The organism is Cupriavidus lacunae (assembly GCF_003353055.1).
GTDB classification, from domain to species: Bacteria; Pseudomonadota; Gammaproteobacteria; order Burkholderiales; family Burkholderiaceae; genus Cupriavidus; species Cupriavidus lacunae.
This window is the reverse complement of record NZ_QKWJ01000027.1, coordinates 21720-38516: the sequence shown is the minus strand read 5'-3', so window position 1 is coordinate 38516 and position 16797 is coordinate 21720. Positions and strand designations below refer to the sequence as shown.

The window sequence follows — 16797 nt, the reverse complement described above, 5'->3', positions numbered from 1 at the left end:
GAAAGGGGGCAGCATCTTGGGACGTAGCACTAAGGGCGGGAAACAAGGGGGCGGCCTGGCACGCAGGCTGCGGCCGGTGGCAATCGTCGCCAGCGTGGCGTGGCTGGCGGCGTGTGGGGGAGGGGATGGCGGCGGCTCCGGGGGGCGCCGCCCGCGGCCAGGCGTCTGCCCGCCTTCAATCACTTGCTGCCCGGGCACTCTCTGAAGACCCGCGCCGTGCAATCCACACAGATTTTCCGGTCCAACCGGGGCAGCACCGCACGCAGGGCCTCGTCCTTGCTGTCAAAGATGTTGCCGGCACCAAGACGGTCGGCGAAGCCGGTCCGCGCCCAGGCCTTGCGCACGTCGCTGCGTGGCCGATGGAAGTAGAGGCCTCCGCCGGCGGCGCGCCGCTCGGCCAGTTCGTGCTCCCATAGTTCGGCGCCGACCTGGTCGATGAAGTTCATGCTCCGGGCCATGGCCAGCAGGTGCTTTTGTCCGGGTTGCCGGCTGCGCATGTCATGGAGGCGGTCCGTTACGTGCTGGACTGCGCCGAAGTACACAGCCCCTTCGATTCGCACCAGCTTGAGCTGCGGGCATTCAGGTTGGGCCTCGGTCAGGTCCTCCAGCGGCGTGAAGCGGCGCGCGGGATCGTTGCGGTCCGGCACCAGGCTGCGCACGGCCGGCCGGGAGGTACGGTAGAGGTAGGCGACCAGTGACAGCATGCTGCCCAGCAGCACGGCAAGCTCCAGCCGCAGCACAAGGGTGGCGGCGAAGGTACCGATGGCAATGGCGAACTCGCTGCGGTTTTCCCGGGCGAGGCGGCGCAGTCGTCCAACGTTGACCAGGCCGGCCGATACCAGCAGCAGCATGGCGGCGATCGCCGCCAGCGGCAGTTGCGCCAGCAAGGGCGCGCTGATGGTCACTAGCAGGACCAGCAGCACGGCCGAGAACATGCTTGCCAGCGGGGTTTGCGCGCCGGCCTCGAAGTTCGGCATGGAGCGGCCCAGCGAGCCGCAGGAGACATAGGAAGAGAAGAAGCCGCCCGCCAGGTTGGACAGGCCCTGGCCGACAAACTCGCGGTTGGCGTCGATCGGCTGGCCCGAGCGCAGGGCCACCGCCTTGGCAATCGAGATCGACTGGCCCAGTGCGACGATGGTCAGCGCGGCGGATATGCCAAGCAGTTCGGGCAGGGCCTGCCAGGATACCTGGGGCACCTTGAAGGGCGGCAGCGCGGAAGGGATGGCGCCCACCACCTGCACGCGCTGGCCGCCGAACGCCGGCATCCCCAGCAGCAGGGCGATACCACAGCCGCCAAGCAAGCCGATCAGCATGAATGGCAGGCGCTGCGATAGCCGCCGCGCTGCGATGGTCACGGCCATGGTGCCGATGCCGACGGCTACCGCGGCCGGGCTGACGGCGTCCAGGTGTTGCAGCAAGTGGGTCACCACGCCGAAGGCGCTGGTGCCGGCAGGCACCGCCAGGCCGAAGAAGTCCTTCAGCCCGTACAGGCCGATCAAGGTCGCCGCACCGCCGGTGAAGCCGAGCAGGACGGAAGGCGAAATGAAGTTGGCGGCGGAGCCCAGGCGCAGCAGGCCAATCAGCAGCTGCATGGCGCCGACCAGTATGGCCACGATCAGCGCGAGGTTGATATAGCCATCGCTGCCTGGTGTGGCCAGCGGCGCCAGCATGGCAAGCAGCGCCAGCGAATTGGCATTGGTCGGTCCGGACATCACATGCCAGCTTGAGCCGAAGAGTGCAGCGACGATGCATGGCACCACGGCGGTGTAGATCCCATACTCCGGCGGCAACCCTGCCAGCGTGGCGAAGGCGACGCCTTGCGGCAGCACCAGCACCGCGCCAAGCAGCCCGGCCATCAGGTCCGCGCGCAAGGTGGCAGTGGTGATGTGATGGCACCAGGCCGGCAGCAGTCCAGCGCCTTGTGCGTGGGGGCGGCGCAGAAGGCTGGTCATGGCGTGTCCCCCGTATGGGCCGCGTGCAACAGTTGGTCCACCAGTTCAATCCAGTGCCTGACCGGCGTATCGGTGCCGCCCTGCAGATGGGCCAGGCAGCCGATATTGGCGGAGACGATCGTCTGCGGCGCGCAGGCGTGCAGGTTGGCCAGTTTCTGGTCGCGCAAGCGGTTGGCCAGCTCTGGCTGCAGCATCGAATACGTGCCGGCGGAACCGCAACACAGGTGACTGTCGGCACAAAGCGCAACCTCGACACCAAGCGCGCCCAGCAGCGCTTCCACCTTGCCGCGAATGCGCTGGCCGTGCTGCAGTGTGCAGGGCGGGTGATAGGCCACGCGCGGGGGTGCCTGGCGGCCGCCGCCTGCAGTGGCCGGAGGCAGCATCGATACCAGCCGGTCCCCATGCTCGGGCATTAGCTCGCTAAGGTCACGGGCCATTGCGGAGATACGCGCTGCCTTGCCGGCGTACACGGGATCGGCGCGAAGCAGGTGGCCATATTCCTTGACCATGACGCCGCAGCCGGAAGCGTTGATGACGATGGCCTCAGCCCCGGCTTCGACCATGGGCCACCACGCGTCGACGTTCCGGCGCAGCTGGGCCAGCGCGCCTAGGTGATCGCTCATATGGTGGCGGATGGCACCGCAGCAGGCAGCGCTGCCGGCGCGCAGCATCCGGATGCCGAGGCGGTCGAGCACGCGTGCCGTGGCTGCGTTGATGTTCGGGGACATCGCGGGTTGTGCGCAGCCGTCGAGCAGGATCATCGTGCGTGGGTGCGCCGTGGCCGGCCAGCGACCGGGCCCGCGGCGGGGCGGAACCTTGCTGCGGAGGCTGGCGGGCAGCAGCGTCCGCACGGCCTGGCCAACGCGCATGGCGGGGCCGAACAGGCGTGGGCGTGACAAGCCTTCCCTGAGCATCCAGCGGATGGCGCGCTCACGAATGGGGCGTTTGATTCCCTGTGCGTCCAGCCGCTGATCGACAACCGCCCGGCCGATATCCACCAGGCGCCCATAAGCCACGCCCGAAGGGCAGGTTGACTCGCAGTTGCGGCAACTGAGGCAGCGGTCCAGATGGCTGCGCGTGCTTGCGCTGACTTCGGCGCCTTCCATCACCTGTTTCATCAGGTAGATGCGCCCGCGCGGCCCGTCGAGTTCGTCGCCCGTCAGCTGATAGGTCGGGCAGGTTGCGGTGCAGAAGCCGCAGTGAACGCATTTCTGGACGATGGTGGCGGCTTCTTCGCCATCGGCGCGGTCACGCAGGAACTCGGCTAGCTGGATTTGCATGGCGATTCAGAGTTGGGTGTAGAGGCGGCCAGGGTTGAAGATGCGCGCGGGATCGAAGGCGTCCTTGAGCCGCAGATGAATGTCGAGCAGTGGTTGCGGCAGCGTGGTGAAGACATCGCCTGCCTGGCGGCCGTTGCGAAACAGCGTGGCATGGCCGCACGCTGCGGCGGCCACGGCCCGCACATGGTCTGCGCTGGCGTCGGTCAGCCACCAGCGCTGCCCGCCGCCCCACTCGATCAGTTGCTGGCCAGGCAGGTCGGTTACCGGCGCGCTCGAGGGAACGGCCAGGCGCCATAGCGCGGCACCCCGGTGCGCGCCGGCGAACCAGGGGAGGGTGTGGTCGCGCAGGCCCGTCCAGAAGGCAGCGGCGTCTGCGTCCGTCATCCGTTCGCCGCCAAGCTTCCGGCACGCGGCGGCCACCGCGGCGCCGGCGCCGGACAGGCGCACGCGCAGCACGCCATCGGCCCAGGCAGAGGCGCTGACAGGCAGCGGCCGGCCGCCCCAGGCATTGAGGCAATCGAGTGCGGTGGGTTCGTCCATCTCGAAGCACACGCTTTGCTCGGCGAATGGCATGGGCAGGACTTTCAGCGATACCTCGAGGATCAGCCCGAGCGTGCCGAGCGAGCCGGCCATCAGCCGCGATACGTCGTACCCCGCGACGTTCTTCACCACCCGGCCGCCGAAGCGCAGCACATCTCCGCGGCCATCCATCATCTGCAGCCCCAACACGAAATCGCGCAGCGCTCCGACCGCCTGGCGACGCGGCCCTGACAGGCCAGCGGCAACGGTGCCGCCCACCGTGCCGCCGGCGCCAAAACGCGGGGCTTCGAAAGCCAGCAGTTGCCGGTGCCGGGCCAGCTCGGCATCGATCTCGGCCAGCGGGGTGCCGCAGCGCGCGGTGATGACCAGTTCGGTGGGGTCGTAGTCGACGATGCCGTGGAACAAGCGGGTATCCAGCGGTTCACCGCGAGGCGCATTGCCGTAGAAGTCCTTGGTGCCGGCACCGCGCAGGCACAGGGGACGGCGCAGCCTGCCGGCGTGCCGGATGGTGTCGCGAAACGATTCGATGATGGCTTGCATGGGGTGGGTCAAATCGGGGGCGGCGTCGTCAGTAACGCGGCAAGTCGGGATGGGGCAGCAGGCCGCCGCTGACGCGCTGCCGGCCGTACTCCGCGCAGCGCGCCAGCGTGGGGATCGCCTTGTCGGGGTTGAGCAGGCGATCCGGGTCGAAGGCGGCCTTCACGCGGAAGAACATCGCGCGTTCCGGCGCGGCGAACTGGGTGCACATGACATCGAGCTTCTCCACGCCCACGCCGTGCTCGCCGGTCACGGTGCCGCCCAGTTCGACGCAGGCCTCGAGGATGTCGGTGCCGAACTGCTCGGCACGATGCCACTCCCGCGCTTCGGCACCGTTGAACAGGATCAGCGGATGCATGTTGCCGTCACCGGCGTGAAACACGTTAATGCAGCGCAGCCCGTAGCGGGCCTCCATCTGCTGGATGCGCCGCAGCAGCGTGCCGATATGCTTGCGCGGGATGGTGCCGTCCATGCAGTAGTAGTCCGGCGAGATGCGGCCCGCGGCCGGAAAGGCGTTCTTGCGCCCGCTCCAGAAGCGCAGACGCTCTTCTTCACTTGCAGACACCTGGATGCGCGTGGCGCCGCAGCGGCGCAGCACCCGGGTCATCCGTTCGATCTCTTCCGCGACTTCCTCCGGCGTGCCATCCGATTCGCAGAGCAGGATCGCTGCTGCCTCCAGGTCGTAGCCGGCGTGAACGTATTGCTCCACCGCGATGGTGGCGGCCTGGTCCATCATCTCCAGTCCGGCTGGGATGATGCCTGCGGCGATCACCTCGGCAACGGCGTTGCCGCCGGCTTCGACGTCATCGAAGCTGGCCATGATCACCTGGGCCAGCTGCGGCTTTGGCACCAGCCTGAGCGTGACTTCTGTCACCACGGCCAGCATGCCCTCGGAGCCGATCACCAGTGGGAGCAGGTCGAGACCAGGTGCGTCAGGGGCGAGCGCGCCGAACTTTACCGGCTCGCCGCGCAGCGTCAGGCCGCGCACGCACAGAACGTTGTGCAGCGTCAGCCCATACTTCAGGCAATGCACGCCGCCCGCGTTCTCGCCGATGTTGCCGCCGATCGTGCAGGCGATCTGCGACGAGGGATCCGGTGCGTAGTAAAGCCCGTGGCCGGCTGCCGCTTCAGATACGGCGAGGTTGCGCACGCCTGGCTGTACTGTGGCCGTGCGCGCGCGCGGGTCGATATTGAGAATCCGCTTGAAGCGCGCCATGGACAGCACCAGCCCGTTGGCGACTGGCTTTGCGCCGCCCGAAAGGCTGGTGCCGGCGCCGCGCGGCACGACGGGAACGCCCAGCCGGTGGCAGATGCGCAATATCTCGCCGACCTGCTCGATGGTCTCCGGCAGCACTACCGCCAGTGGAATCTGGCGGTGGGCTACAAGGCCGTCGCACTCATAAGGTGCCGTGTCTTCAGCGGACCAGAGCACGGCCGCATCGGGCAGGACACCTGACAGGGCCTGCAGCAGCATCGACGGTTGCGAAGGCGCCGCTGGCTGGGTTGCGACGGCGCTACCGGGCATAGCGGATTCCTGCCTCTGCCTTCGGATTGGATGGCATGTCTTCCTTCTCTTGCGGTAAGCGTGAGGGTGCCGCGCCTCAGCCCGGCGGCGTGGCCGCACGGGCAAGGCCTGAAACGCGACAGGAGTGGGGGGCGTCAGGCGTCGGGGTCAGTCCGCGAGGACGGCGCGCGGTTCGGCAACTGCGGAGCCGCGCCGCAGACTATGCGCGGCGAAGCGGCGCTTGCTGGCCTCGGGATTGATGAGGCAGAAGCCGATCACGCTGGCAATGACCGAAAGCACGCCTGCCAGGACAAAGCCGTTGTCGTAGCCAATGCCCGGCGTCGATGCGCCCTGGATCAGCTTGCCCATCAGCGCCGGCGCGACCAGGCCGCCGGTGGTGGCCAGTGCGCTGTTGATCGACATCATCCCCGAGCGCTGGCTGTCCGGAATGATCTCCGCCACGATAGTGGAGCTCAGCACAAAAGTGATCTGCGGCAGGTTGCATCCCAGGGCCAGCAGGATGACCTTCAGCAGGGGCTGCTGCACACCGTAGACCGACAGGCAGATCAGCACGCCGCCAGCCAGCGCGAAGGCGCAGGTCAGCCAGGCACGCGCGCGCACCGAGGCCACGCCGCGCTTGAGCATGCGTTCCGACAGCCATGAGCCGCCCAGCACGATCGGGATGTTGAAGGCGGTGAAGAGCATGAACATCCAGCCCGTGGCGGTGGCGTCATAGTGCATCACCGTGCCGAGATAGGACGGTACCCACGTAAACATCACCGAGAAGATCCAGTACGTGGTCCAGTACAGGAGCATATTGGCCAGGAAGGTGCGGTCGGTCAGCAAGCTTGCATACGAGACATGCACCGCCGGGTGCTGCGTGCCAGCCCCCTTGTTTTCGCTGCTGACGTTGCCCTCCGAGCCGATGAACATCCACAGCACCATCCACACCAGGCTGGCGATGCCCAGCGTCATGAACGCGGCGTGCCAGCTCCAGCGCACCAATACGTAAGTCAGCAGCGGGCCGGAGATCAGCAGGCCGGCGGTGACGCCCTGGAAGATGATCGCGGACGGCAGGTTGCGGCGGTCGTTGCGGAACCACTTGTAGCAGGCATGCAGCGCCAGCGGGTAGGCCGGTCCCTCCCCCGCGCCGAGCAGGATGCGCGAGAAGAACAGCAGCGGCACCGACGCGGTAAAGGCGAGCGGAAATTGCGAGATCCCCCAGATGGCTGCGCACACGAGCAAGAGCGCCTTGGACGACACACGATTGGCGACAAAGCCGAAACCGATCGCCGAGATCGAGAACAGTAGGAAGAAGCTGCTGGCGATCATGCCGAATTCGGACGGCGAGATATGTAACTCCGCCATCAACGGCTTGGCGACGATGCCGAGGATGGCCTTGTCCATGAAATTGATGACCATGAACAGAGCGAGCATGATGGTGATGATCCAGCCGCGCAGGTTGGGGTTCTTGATGCGGGACATAGTGTCTACCTCCGGTATCGGTGGGGGCCTTCTGGCTCTTATATGTAGTGGCTTAGTTCAGGCCGCCCGCGTGCCGTCTGCTTCTTTCTTCAAATCTTAGTGGTTCGGCACAAAGCGGGCGGTGTCGTGGGCAAGCGTCAGTCGAACACGATGGCGGCGCCCGGCGGGGGGCTGAAGCCGAGGTCGCCGCGCTGGATCACGAACTCGCGGCCGCCATTGGCTTCGAGCAGCTCAGCCTGGCGCTGCCTCACCTTGTGATCCACCGCGACGGGGTCGCAGATGGCAAGCAGGCGTTGGTGGCAATCCTTGAGAACGGCTGCGTAGGCGGGCTCCTGCGCCAGGTCATGCAGCTCTTCCGGATCGGCAGCAAGGTCGAACAACTGCGGCGGGTAGTCCACGTAGCAGACGTACTTGTACTGCTTGTGGCGGATCATGAAGGCGCCGGTGGCCGAGCCCATGCCGTGGTATTCCACCATCACGTTGCGCAAGGGCTTTTCGCCGTCGGCGAGGTCGTTCAGCGACACGCCGGGGAAGCCGTCGCGCAGCGCGGGATCGTCCACGCCCACGGATTCCAGGATGAAGGGGTAGGCATCGACGTGGCTGGCAGGCGTATCGATGACCTTGCCAACGGGGATGTCCGGACCGGCCATGATCAGCGGCACGCCGGCGGCCTCTTCGAACATGGTGGACTTGCCCCACATGCCGCGGCTGCCGAGGTTGTCGCCATGGTCGCTGGTGTAGAGCACGCGGGTGTCGTCGGCCAGCCCGGATTCATTGAGCGCCTGCAGGACCTTGCCGATGTTCTCGTCCAGGAAGGAGCACAGGCCGTAGTAGCCGGCCAGCGCCTTCTTCAGCTTGGCCTCGTCGAAATAGTCGTCGTAGTTGAAGCTGCTGCGATAGTCGACGAGGTAAGGGTGGTCGGGGCGCTCGTGGCGCGCGTACAGCTTGGGCAGCGGCAGGTCGCGGTCGTAGTACTTGTAGAAGTGCTCGGGCGGCGCGGTCAGCGGGAAGTGCGGGGCGACGAAGGAAACGAACAGCACCCACGGCTTGTCTTGGTGCTTCGCCGCCTGCTCGCGCAGCCACACCTGGGCACGCGCGGCGATCTCCCGGTCATAGAAGGTGTACTGACTCTCGCCGGGGCCGGCCAGGTTGGCCATCTTGTAGGCACCCTTGCGCACCGGCAGGTCGCTGCGCACCAGGCCCATCAGGTCGCCCTTGCCCTCGATGATATGCATGGGGATGATCTCCTCGGAGAAGCCGTGGTCCTCGCCTTCTTCGCGGAAATGCAGCTTGCCGATCGACACTACGCGGTGGCCGCGCTCGCGCAGCTTATGGTGCCAGCTGGGGATCACGCCATCGTAGGCATCGGCATTGTCGGCGTATCCCATCTGGTGGATGTACTTGCCCACCGCGAAGGATGCCCGCGCCGGTATGCACACCGGGCTGGTGCAATAAGCCGAGCTGAAGCGCACCCCGCCGGCGGCAAGCCGGTCAAGGTTGGGTGTTTCGACGATGGGATGCCCGGCACAACCCAGCATCTTGGGGTTGTGCTCGTCGGACATGATGATCAGCAGGTTCTTGGCGGTCTTGGCCATGGCTTACCTCTTTACTATGGAGCTATATAGTTATTGAATCCGAAAAAAAATTTGCGGCTTGCACCGGCGGGCTGGGCTTGCGCCGCCCGCCGGCCGGACGTCAGCGGCGGCCGCCCACCGCTTCGTCGGGAATGCACAGGGTTCGCGTGGTTGGGGGGATAAAGAACTCCTGGTAATACACGCAGGCCTCGCGTCCCATTTGCGCCACCGCCTGCAGGAAGATGCCGGTTGCGGGAGGCTTCAGCTCAAGGACCGAAACGATCCTTTCGTCGAACGGCATGGCGCGCACGAAATGCCCGACGCGAGTGATCGGCACATTCGATTCGCGGGCGATCAGCCGCTTGAAGTTGACCCCGCTCAGCTTCGCCAGCGGTGTGTCCCACAAGGCGGGCAGCAGCCGGCGGTCGGTATAAAACTGCGTGAAGACATTGAACTCATTGTTCACGTTGATTACGCGGTCGATCCGGATCACGTTGTCGAAAGCCTGCGGGAAGTGCGCGGACCATGCGCCGCTGCCCTTGACTGCTTCGCGCTTGAGGGCCTTGGAGTAGATCGGCAGGTAGCTTTCGCCATCGTCATCGAGAAAGCGGCAGTGCCAGGGGTCTTCCAGGCGCAGGTCGGTTTCTGCAACGAAGCTCCCTAGCCCATGCTGCCGCACCACGATGCCCTGTTCCGACAGGTTGCGCAGCGCACGCTGCACGGTGCCGAGGCTGAACGGGGTCAGCTCCGCCAGTTCCTCTTCCGTAGGCAGCTTGTCGCCGGGCTTCCAGTAGCCGGAGGTGATGGCTTCCACCAGTGCGTCGGTCAGCCGCACGTACTTTGGCTGGCCGCCTTTGCTCGGGCGCCGCAACTGCTCGAAAATCCCTGCGTGGTCGGTGGGCTCTGCCATGATTGTTGCCTCAGAAAGCGTTGTGTTCGTCGCGGCATCGGCCCCCACCCTGGCTGGGGATGCCGGCAGTTCCGGGCCGGCGCTGGCATGGCCAGGTGGGGCCGGGTACCTTCAAGCCGCTAAATATATCCTAACGCTTATCTCCTCCAGGGTGCCCTCCGGCGCCGGCATCAGGCTTGCACTGCCGGGCCCGGCGCGGCGGTGCGCTCGGCCTGCGCGCCTGGCACGGTCAGCAGCGCGGGCAACGCATCTCCCCGGCCCGGGCCGGCATCCTCCAGGGTCATGTCGGCGGCCTTCTCCCCGATCATGATCGCCGGGGCGTTGGTATTGCCCGACACCAGCGTGGGCATGATGGAGGCATCGGCCACGCGCAGCCGGCGCACGCCGCGCACACGCAGGCGCTCATCGAGCACCGCGCCGGCGTCGCTGCCCATGCGGCAAGTGCCTACGGGGTGGAAGATGCTGGAGCCGTAGGCGCGGATGAATGCCAGGATCTCGTCATCGGTCTGCACGCCGGAGCCCGGCAGGTATTCGTCAAGGATGTACGGCGACAGGCTGCGGGTGCCAGCCAGCGCGCGCGCTACCTTCACGCCGGCGATCATCACGGACCGGTCATGCGCGGTGGCCAGGTAGTTCGGCGTCATTGCGGGCGGCACCGAGGGATCGCGCGAGGTGATGCGAAGCGAGCCGCGGCTGGTCGGCCGCAGTTGGCACATCGACATCGTGAATCCCGAAAACGCATGCGGCTTGCCCGCGGTGCTGTCTGCGCTGATGGTGCCGAAATGGAACTGGATGTCCGGCGTGCCGGCATCCTCGAGCGCGCGCGTGAACAAACCACCCAACTGGATGCCAATGGCCAGCGGCCCTTTGCGGAACAGCATCCATTTCAGGCCGATCTTCATCCGGCGCCACAGGCTCTGCAGGTCGTCGTTGGTGGTGATCGGCCTGGCGCACTTGTACATCAGGCGGACTTGCAAGTGGTCCTGCAGGTTCTCGCCGACACCGGCGGAGTCGGCCACCACCGGAATGCCATGGCTGCGCAGCAGCGCCGCGGGCCCGATGCCGGACAGCTGCAGCAACTGCGGCGACTGGATCGCGCCGGCACAGAGTATGACTTCACGCGTGGCACGCGCAATGCGTTCGCGCCCGTGCTGGCGGAAGCTGACGCCGACGGCCGTAGTGCCTTCGAACAGCACGCGCGAAGTCTGGGCATCGGTTTCCACCACCAGATTCGGCCGGCTGCGCGCGGGCTTCAGGTAAGCCTTGGCGCTGGAGCAGCGCCAGCCGTTGCGGGAAGTGAGCTGGTAGTAGCCGGCACCTTCCTGGCTGGCACCGTTGAAATCGTCGGTGCGCGGAATGCCGAGTTCTCCCGCCGCGCCGATGAAGGCCTCGACCAGCTCGTGCTTTTCGCGGATCGGCGACACCTGCAGCGGGCCGCTTTTGCCATGGTAGGCGCCGCCAAGGCTGTGGTTGGTCTCCGACTTGATGAAGTAGGGCAGCACGTCCTTCCAGGCCCAGCCGGCGTTGCCCAGCGACGCCCAGTGGTCATAGTCCTCGGCTTGCCCGCGCACATAGACCAGGCCGTTGATCGAGCTGGACCCGCCCAGCGTGCGCCCGCGTGGCCAGTAGACCTTGCGCTGGTTCAGGTGCGGCTGGGCTTCGGTATAGAACCGCCAGTTGTACCTGGCGTCGAACATGGTCTTGCCGTAGCCGATCGGGATGTGGATCCAGATGTTCTTGTCGGCGGGGCCCGCTTCCAGCAGCAGCACGGAATAGCGTCCGTCTTCGCTCAGCCGGCCGGCCAGCGCGCAGCCGGCGGAACCAGCACCTACGATGATGTAGTCGTACGTGCGCTCAGTCATGCCTGTCTCCTCTTTGTCTTGATGGTCTGCCGTGCCTGCAGGCCGGCTAGATGTCCAGCACCAGCAGCTCGGAACTTGAGCGCGAGCAGCACACTGTCAGGTACTGGCTGCGCTCTTCGTCGCTGAGAATGAAGTCGCAATGCTCGGGTGTTCCTTCCAGGTAGCGCGTGCGGCAGGTGCCGCAGACACCGGCCTCGCACGAGGTCTCGCAGGCGATGCCTGCCTCGCGCAGGGTTTGTGCGATGGACTTGTCCGCGGGCACCGCCAGCGTCTGGCCGGTACTGGCGATGCGCACCGCGAAGGCGCCGTCGCTGACTGGATTTTCGGCACGCGGCCATGCCGCCGGCGGCGCCGCGAAGTACTCGCAGTGCACGGTGCCCTGCGGCCAGTGCGCCGTGGCCTTGGCCACGGCCGCCATCCATCCTGGCGGGCCGCAGTAGTACACGTGCGTGCCGACCTCCGGATGGCGCAGCAGGTCGGCCAGCGATAGGCCTTGCGCGGGGTCGCCATGGTCATAGTGGTGGATGGCCTTGCCGGCTTCCACCAGCGGCGCCAGCTGCTCCCGGAACGCGGTGCGCTGAGGCGCTCGGGTGCAATAGTGCAGCCCGTACTCCGCGCCGGCTGCGCGCAGGTGCGCCACCATCGCCATCATCGGCGTGATGCCGATGCCGCCGGCCAGCAGCAGGTGGCGCCTGGCGTCGGGCTCCAGCGGGAAGTGGTTGCGCGGCGCGGAGACCCGGATCAGGTCGCCGGCACCCACCGAGGCATGCAGCGCCTTTGAGCCGCCGCGCCCATCCCCGACATTGAGCACGCCGATGACATAGCGCTTGCGCTCCAGGGGATCGTTGCTCAGGGAGTACTGGCGCACGAAGCCGCCGGGGATATGCACGTCGATATGGGCGCCGGCCGTGAAGGCCGGCAGGTCGGCGCCGGCCGGATCAACGAGTTCGTAGGCATTGATGCCGACGGCTTCGTTGGTAATGGATCGGACACGGAGTTCTAGCATGATGGTTCTCGGTTACCGCGGCGCCTGTTGCCGCTCAGGCATCGGTGCCGGTCAGCAGCGCCGTGGCACCGCCTTCCAGCCCGCCATCGATGTCGTCCAGGCGCCGGCGCACATGCGCGTCGCGCTCGCCGCTGGGCAGGGCATCGGCTTCCTTCAGGATCGCCAGGACCTGCTTGCCGACCTTGGCCATCAGCGCGCGGTCGTCGGCTGCCTTGGGAATGCACAACACGGAATCCTGGGCGTACATGGGCAGCGTATCGCCCGCGGCGATGGCTGTGGAGCGCGTCATATCAGCCGGCAACTGGCCGCGCGCGCCTTCGCGCAGCAGCTTGCGGCACATGTAGACGCCGATGTCGGAGCGCCCCGGGTTTTCCACCGCGTGGACGGCGATCGGGCGCTGGCTTACCAGTGCTTCCCAGTCGCCCGGCGCGCGCTGGCCTTCTTCATAGGTGCGGTTGCCGGTCTGCCCGACCAGGAAGTCGATCTTGTCGACGCCGCAGTCCGCTTCGTTGCCGAGGTGGTCGGGGTCGACCTCGTCGTTGAAATGGCGCCAGCCGAAGATGATCATGTTGGTGTCGTCAACCGGCACCTGCCAGCGCGTCATGGCCGTGGTGGAGTGGCGTTCGCGCGCTGCAGTGGGAACCAGCGAGCCGATTTGCAGGCAATTGGGGAACAGCATCTCGGTGATGCGCACCCAGATCTTGTCTTCCGGCAGGCGGCGCGCGGCAATGAAGATCATGCCGTTGCCACCGCGCGTGGCCTCCCACTGCATCACCGGCATATCGCCGAAGCCTTCCAGCGAGACGCCGGCCGAGGTCTGTGCATCGACGCCTTCGACCGTCATGTGGTTGTGCAGCACCGCGGTGTGCATGTGGTCCATGATGTTCTCGAACACCTGCAGCCAGTTGCACGGATAGACGTTCGAGAAGGGCACCAGTCGCGTCCCCTTGGGCAGCGTGTAGGCGTCGAAGTCCGGAAACTCGGGCTTGGCGTCCGGCGCGCCCATGTAGGCGAAGACCAGGCCATCGCGCTCGAATGCCGGATACGCGCCGTGGCACACGGTCTCCTTGAGGCGGCTTTCGGCGGGCTCGCAAGGCGTTTCCAGCAAGGTGCCGTCGAGTCCGTAGTGCCAGCCGTGATAGCAGCAGCGGATGCCGTCTTCGGTGATGATGCCGTACTCGAGCGATGCGCCGCGGTGGCTGCAGTGGCGGTGCAGCACGCCGACGCGTCCGCGCTTGTCGCGGAACGCGACCAGGTCTTCGCTCAGGATGCGAATGGCCTTGGGCAGGTCGGCCAGCTGCTCGGACAGGCACACGGGCTGCCAGAAGCGGCGCATGTATTCGCCCATGGGCGTGCCCGGCCCGGTGTGCGTGAGTTCGGTATCCGGTCCCGGCACGTCGCGTTTGTAGTAGCCGCCGAAGGGCATGTGCTTGAGGACGTGTTCTTGCTTGGACTGGCTCATTGCTTGTCTCCTTTCTGGGATGGCGATGTGGGGAGCAGGCCGCGCTTACAGCGGGCAGGCCTGGCTGACGTACTTGGTATGCAGGTAGGCATCCAGCCCTTCCGGGCCGCCTTCGTAACCGACACCGCTCTGCTTGAGGCCGCCGATCGGCGCGTCTGCCAGCGAGGGGGTGAAGCCGTTGATGCCGATCCAGCCTGCCTCGAAAGCCTCGGTCAGGTGCGAGGCGGTGCGGATCGAGCCTGTGAACGCGTAGGCGGCAAGGCCGAAATCGACGTCGTTGGCTTGCGCAACGGCCTCGTCCAGGGAGGCAAACGGCATTACCGGCACCACCGGGCAGAAGGGCTCCTCATGCAGGATGGAGGCTTGGGGTTCCAGCTCTGCCAGTACCGTTGGCGCGTAGAAGTAGCCACGCTTGCCTATGCGGTGGCCGCCGGTCAGCACGCGTGCATGGCGGCTGTGCGCATCGGCAACGAAGGCCTCCGCCGCGGCCAGCCGGCGCGCATTGTTCAGCGGCCCCATCTGCGTGGCCGGGTCCAGGCCGTCGCCGACGCAGATCTCCTGGGCGGCGCGCACAAACTCCGCGACGAACTGATCGTAGATGCGCTCATGCACGAAGAAGCGGTTGGGAGACAGGCAGACCTGGCCGGCATTGCGGAACTTGAAGCCCACGCAGGCCTTCACCACGCGCTGGACGTCGACATCGTCGAACACCAGCACCGGCGAGTGGCCGCCCAGTTCCATGGTCACGGCCTTCAGCTGTTCGCCTGCCATGCCGCAGAGCAGCCTGCCTACCGGTACGGAACCAGTGAAGGAAACCTTGCGGATCACCGGGGATTCGATCAGCCGCCGGGAAACGTGTGCCGGAACGCCGAAGACCAGTCCGATCACGCCGGCCGGCACCCCGGCATCCTGAAACGCGCGTGCCACTTCGATGCAGGCGGCTGGCGTTTCTTCGGCGGGCTTCACCACCACCGAGCAGCCGGCTGCCAGCGCCGCCGCCAGCTTGCGCGTGACCAGGAAGGCCGGGAAATTCCAGGGCGCGAAGGCGGCAACCGGGCCAGCCGGGCGCTTGATCGTGCTTTCACTGACGCCCGCGGCGCGCGGTGCCATCACGCGGCCGTAGACGCGCTTGCCTTCTTCCGCACACCACACAATGGTCTCGATGACGCGATCCAGCTCGCCCAGCGCATCCGCCAGGGGCTTGCCGTTCTCCAGCGTCAGCATGCGTGCGATGTCCGGCTTGCGCGCCGCGATCAGGTCAGCGGCCTTGAGCATGATCCTGGCGCGCTCCCAGGGCGATACGGCGCTCCAGGTGGTAAAGCCCCGCTGCGCGGCGGCCAGCGCGGCATCCAGGTCGGCGTCGGTGGCCAGCGGCAATTGGGCCAGCACGTCTTCCGTAGCGGGATTGACCACCGGCCGGGTCTCGCGGCCAGCGCCGGAATGCCATTCGCCGCCGATCAGCATGCCGAGTTGCTGCGGATAGGCGGGGCTCATGCCATCCCCCGCGCTTGCGATTGTGTATGGATCGTCTTCATGTGGGCCTCGTTCAGCAAAGTCGAAATGTCGTTGTCTTGGAGAAACTATAGTCCTATATAGTTTCTCGTCCAAGAAAAAAATAAGGCCCTAGGGTTTTTGCGGATCTGTCCGGGATATGCGGCGCCAGGTGGCAATCAGCGCACGTGGGGCAACCTGCACTGCAGGGGCGTACCAAAGAAAACGCGCTGAAGCACATCCAAGTGCTCCAGCGCGTGCGCGCCGTCGGGCTTTCCTCGCAAATCCGTTGGGGCGCCTTACGCCTTGCCCACCCCGGCGGTCAGCGCGGAAACGTCGACGATATACAACTGCCGCTCGGAATCATGGATTGAATCGATGCAGACTTGCTGCCCGTCGCGGCTCCAGCGTGGATGCAGGTCGCAGCGGTTTCCTTCTTCAGGTCCGGGCTGGTGTAGTAGTTGCCCAGGTCATGGCGCACGCCCTGCGCCATGTCGAAGAGAAACAGCACACGCTCGTTGGTCTGCGCATCCGGATAAGCGCATCGGCTGCACGCCTTCACTCGGGCTGGGGGTGATGCCCAAGGTGATCCGGCCGTTCACCGAGCGGCACCCGGACGTGCATATCAGCCTGCAAACCGTCGGCGGGCATCAGTTGCGCGAAGGGTTGCTGCATGGCCTGTACGACCTGGTGCTGACCACCAGCGAGATCGATCATCCGCACCTGGATGTCAACGTGGTGCATCAGTCGGGGGCGGTGTGCGTGATGCACCCGGAACATCCGCTGGCGGCGCGCGACACCATCCGCGTGCGCGACCTGCGTGGGCAGTTTCTGATCCTGCTGAACGCCGACGATGCGCTGCACCTGGCGGTGCAGCGGCTGATGCAGCGCGCCGCCGTCGAGCCGTCGGCGACCATCGAGACCACTTACTCCGGCACGATCTGCACGATGGCGGCCGAAGGTGCGGGCATAGGCATCGTCAATCCCTATGTCGCGGCTGTATTCGGGCACGGCTTGCGCGTGGTGCCGCTCGCACCGCGCTGCCCGGTGGAGGTGCGCATGGCGTTCTCCGAGCATTCCGCGCCATCGGAGATCGCGGAGGAGTTCGCGGCGCTGCTTGCGGCGCATTTTCGCGTGCGCTCGCCGCTGGCGCAGAAGACGGGGCGCGGGCGGGGCGGCTGAGCGGCAGTTGCC

12 protein-coding genes and 1 pseudogene are annotated in these 16797 nt (G+C 66.4%); 1 reads left to right on the top strand and 12 read right to left on the bottom strand.

Annotation, left to right across the window (positions count from 1 at the left end; translation table 11 throughout):
- Window positions 1-179: 179 nt before the first annotated feature.
- From DN412_RS21110 to DN412_RS21055, 12 genes and pseudogenes are all read right to left on the bottom strand, one after another.
- Complete coding sequence (locus DN412_RS21110; RefSeq protein WP_115213362.1) at window positions 180-1952, bottom strand: SulP family inorganic anion transporter; 1773 nt, start codon at window positions 1950-1952, stop codon at window positions 180-182.
- On the bottom strand, window positions 1949-3232 hold the full coding sequence (glcF, locus tag DN412_RS21105; protein ID WP_115213361.1) for a glycolate oxidase subunit GlcF: 1284 nt from the start codon (window positions 3230-3232) through the stop codon (window positions 1949-1951). The genes DN412_RS21110 and glcF overlap by 4 nt, the downstream gene beginning before the upstream one ends.
- A gap of 6 nt (window positions 3233-3238) precedes the next feature.
- Window positions 3239-4312, bottom strand: coding sequence for a glycolate oxidase subunit GlcE (glcE, locus tag DN412_RS21100; protein ID WP_115213360.1), 1074 nt, complete (start codon window positions 4310-4312; stop codon window positions 3239-3241).
- A 28-nt stretch (window positions 4313-4340) separates the two neighbouring features.
- Complete coding sequence (locus DN412_RS21095) at window positions 4341-5834, bottom strand: FAD-linked oxidase C-terminal domain-containing protein (protein WP_115213359.1); 1494 nt, start codon at window positions 5832-5834, stop codon at window positions 4341-4343.
- A 147-nt stretch (window positions 5835-5981) separates the two neighbouring features.
- A complete protein-coding gene (locus tag DN412_RS21090) occupies window positions 5982-7298 on the bottom strand; it encodes an MFS transporter (protein ID WP_244222725.1) in 1317 nt (438 codons plus the stop codon).
- 137 nt (window positions 7299-7435) lie between these two features.
- Window positions 7436-8893, bottom strand: a complete 1458-nt coding sequence (locus DN412_RS21085; protein WP_115213358.1) for a sulfatase family protein — start codon at window positions 8891-8893, stop codon at window positions 7436-7438.
- 100 nt (window positions 8894-8993) lie between these two features.
- Window positions 8994-9782 (bottom strand): GntR family transcriptional regulator, encoded by a 789-nt coding sequence (locus tag DN412_RS21080; protein ID WP_115213357.1) that lies wholly within the window; start codon window positions 9780-9782, stop codon window positions 8994-8996.
- Between the two features lie 170 nt (window positions 9783-9952).
- The gene (locus DN412_RS21075) at window positions 9953-11644 is read right to left on the bottom strand and encodes a GMC family oxidoreductase (protein ID WP_115213356.1); all 1692 of its coding nucleotides are present in this window, start codon (window positions 11642-11644) and stop codon (window positions 9953-9955) included.
- Window positions 11645-11690: 46 nt separating this feature from the next.
- The gene (locus tag DN412_RS21070; protein WP_115213355.1) at window positions 11691-12650 is read right to left on the bottom strand and encodes a PDR/VanB family oxidoreductase; all 960 of its coding nucleotides are present in this window, start codon (window positions 12648-12650) and stop codon (window positions 11691-11693) included.
- 34 nt (window positions 12651-12684) lie between these two features.
- The gene (locus tag DN412_RS21065; RefSeq protein WP_115213354.1) at window positions 12685-14112 is read right to left on the bottom strand and encodes a Rieske 2Fe-2S domain-containing protein; all 1428 of its coding nucleotides are present in this window, start codon (window positions 14110-14112) and stop codon (window positions 12685-12687) included.
- 45 nt (window positions 14113-14157) lie between these two features.
- Window positions 14158-15606: an NAD-dependent succinate-semialdehyde dehydrogenase gene (locus DN412_RS21060; RefSeq protein ID WP_115213353.1), complete on the bottom strand. Its 1449-nt coding sequence runs from the start codon at window positions 15604-15606 to the stop codon at window positions 14158-14160.
- Window positions 15607-15902: 296 nt separating this feature from the next.
- Window positions 15903-16141, bottom strand: a pseudogene (locus DN412_RS21055) (hypothetical protein); the annotation flags it as partial.
- A gap of 38 nt (window positions 16142-16179) precedes the next feature.
- Between DN412_RS21055 and DN412_RS21050 the strand changes: the two are divergent.
- On the top strand, window positions 16180-16785 hold the full coding sequence (locus DN412_RS21050) for a LysR substrate-binding domain-containing protein (protein WP_244222724.1): 606 nt from the start codon (window positions 16180-16182) through the stop codon (window positions 16783-16785).
- Window positions 16786-16797: the final 12 nt, after the last annotated feature.

Coding starts and splice junctions, on each gene's coding strand:
- DN412_RS21110 (WP_115213362.1), bottom strand. CDS start 1,952: ATGACCAGCCTTCTGCGCCGCCCCCACGCACAAGGCGCTGGACTGCTG.
- glcF (WP_115213361.1), bottom strand. CDS start 3,232: ATGCAAATCCAGCTAGCCGAGTTCCTGCGTGACCGCGCCGATGGCGAA.
- glcE (WP_115213360.1), bottom strand. CDS start 4,312: ATGCAAGCCATCATCGAATCGTTTCGCGACACCATCCGGCACGCCGGC.
- DN412_RS21095 (WP_115213359.1), bottom strand. CDS start 5,834: ATGCCCGGTAGCGCCGTCGCAACCCAGCCAGCGGCGCCTTCGCAACCG.
- DN412_RS21090 (WP_244222725.1), bottom strand. CDS start 7,298: ATGTCCCGCATCAAGAACCCCAACCTGCGCGGCTGGATCATCACCATC.
- DN412_RS21085 (WP_115213358.1), bottom strand. CDS start 8,893: ATGGCCAAGACCGCCAAGAACCTGCTGATCATCATGTCCGACGAGCAC.
- DN412_RS21080 (WP_115213357.1), bottom strand. CDS start 9,782: ATGGCAGAGCCCACCGACCACGCAGGGATTTTCGAGCAGTTGCGGCGC.
- DN412_RS21075 (WP_115213356.1), bottom strand. CDS start 11,644: ATGACTGAGCGCACGTACGACTACATCATCGTAGGTGCTGGTTCCGCC.
- DN412_RS21070 (WP_115213355.1), bottom strand. CDS start 12,650: ATGCTAGAACTCCGTGTCCGATCCATTACCAACGAAGCCGTCGGCATC.
- DN412_RS21065 (WP_115213354.1), bottom strand. CDS start 14,112: ATGAGCCAGTCCAAGCAAGAACACGTCCTCAAGCACATGCCCTTCGGC.
- DN412_RS21060 (WP_115213353.1), bottom strand. CDS start 15,606: ATGAGCCCCGCCTATCCGCAGCAACTCGGCATGCTGATCGGCGGCGAA.
- DN412_RS21050 (WP_244222724.1), top strand. CDS start 16,180: ATGCCCAAGGTGATCCGGCCGTTCACCGAGCGGCACCCGGACGTGCAT.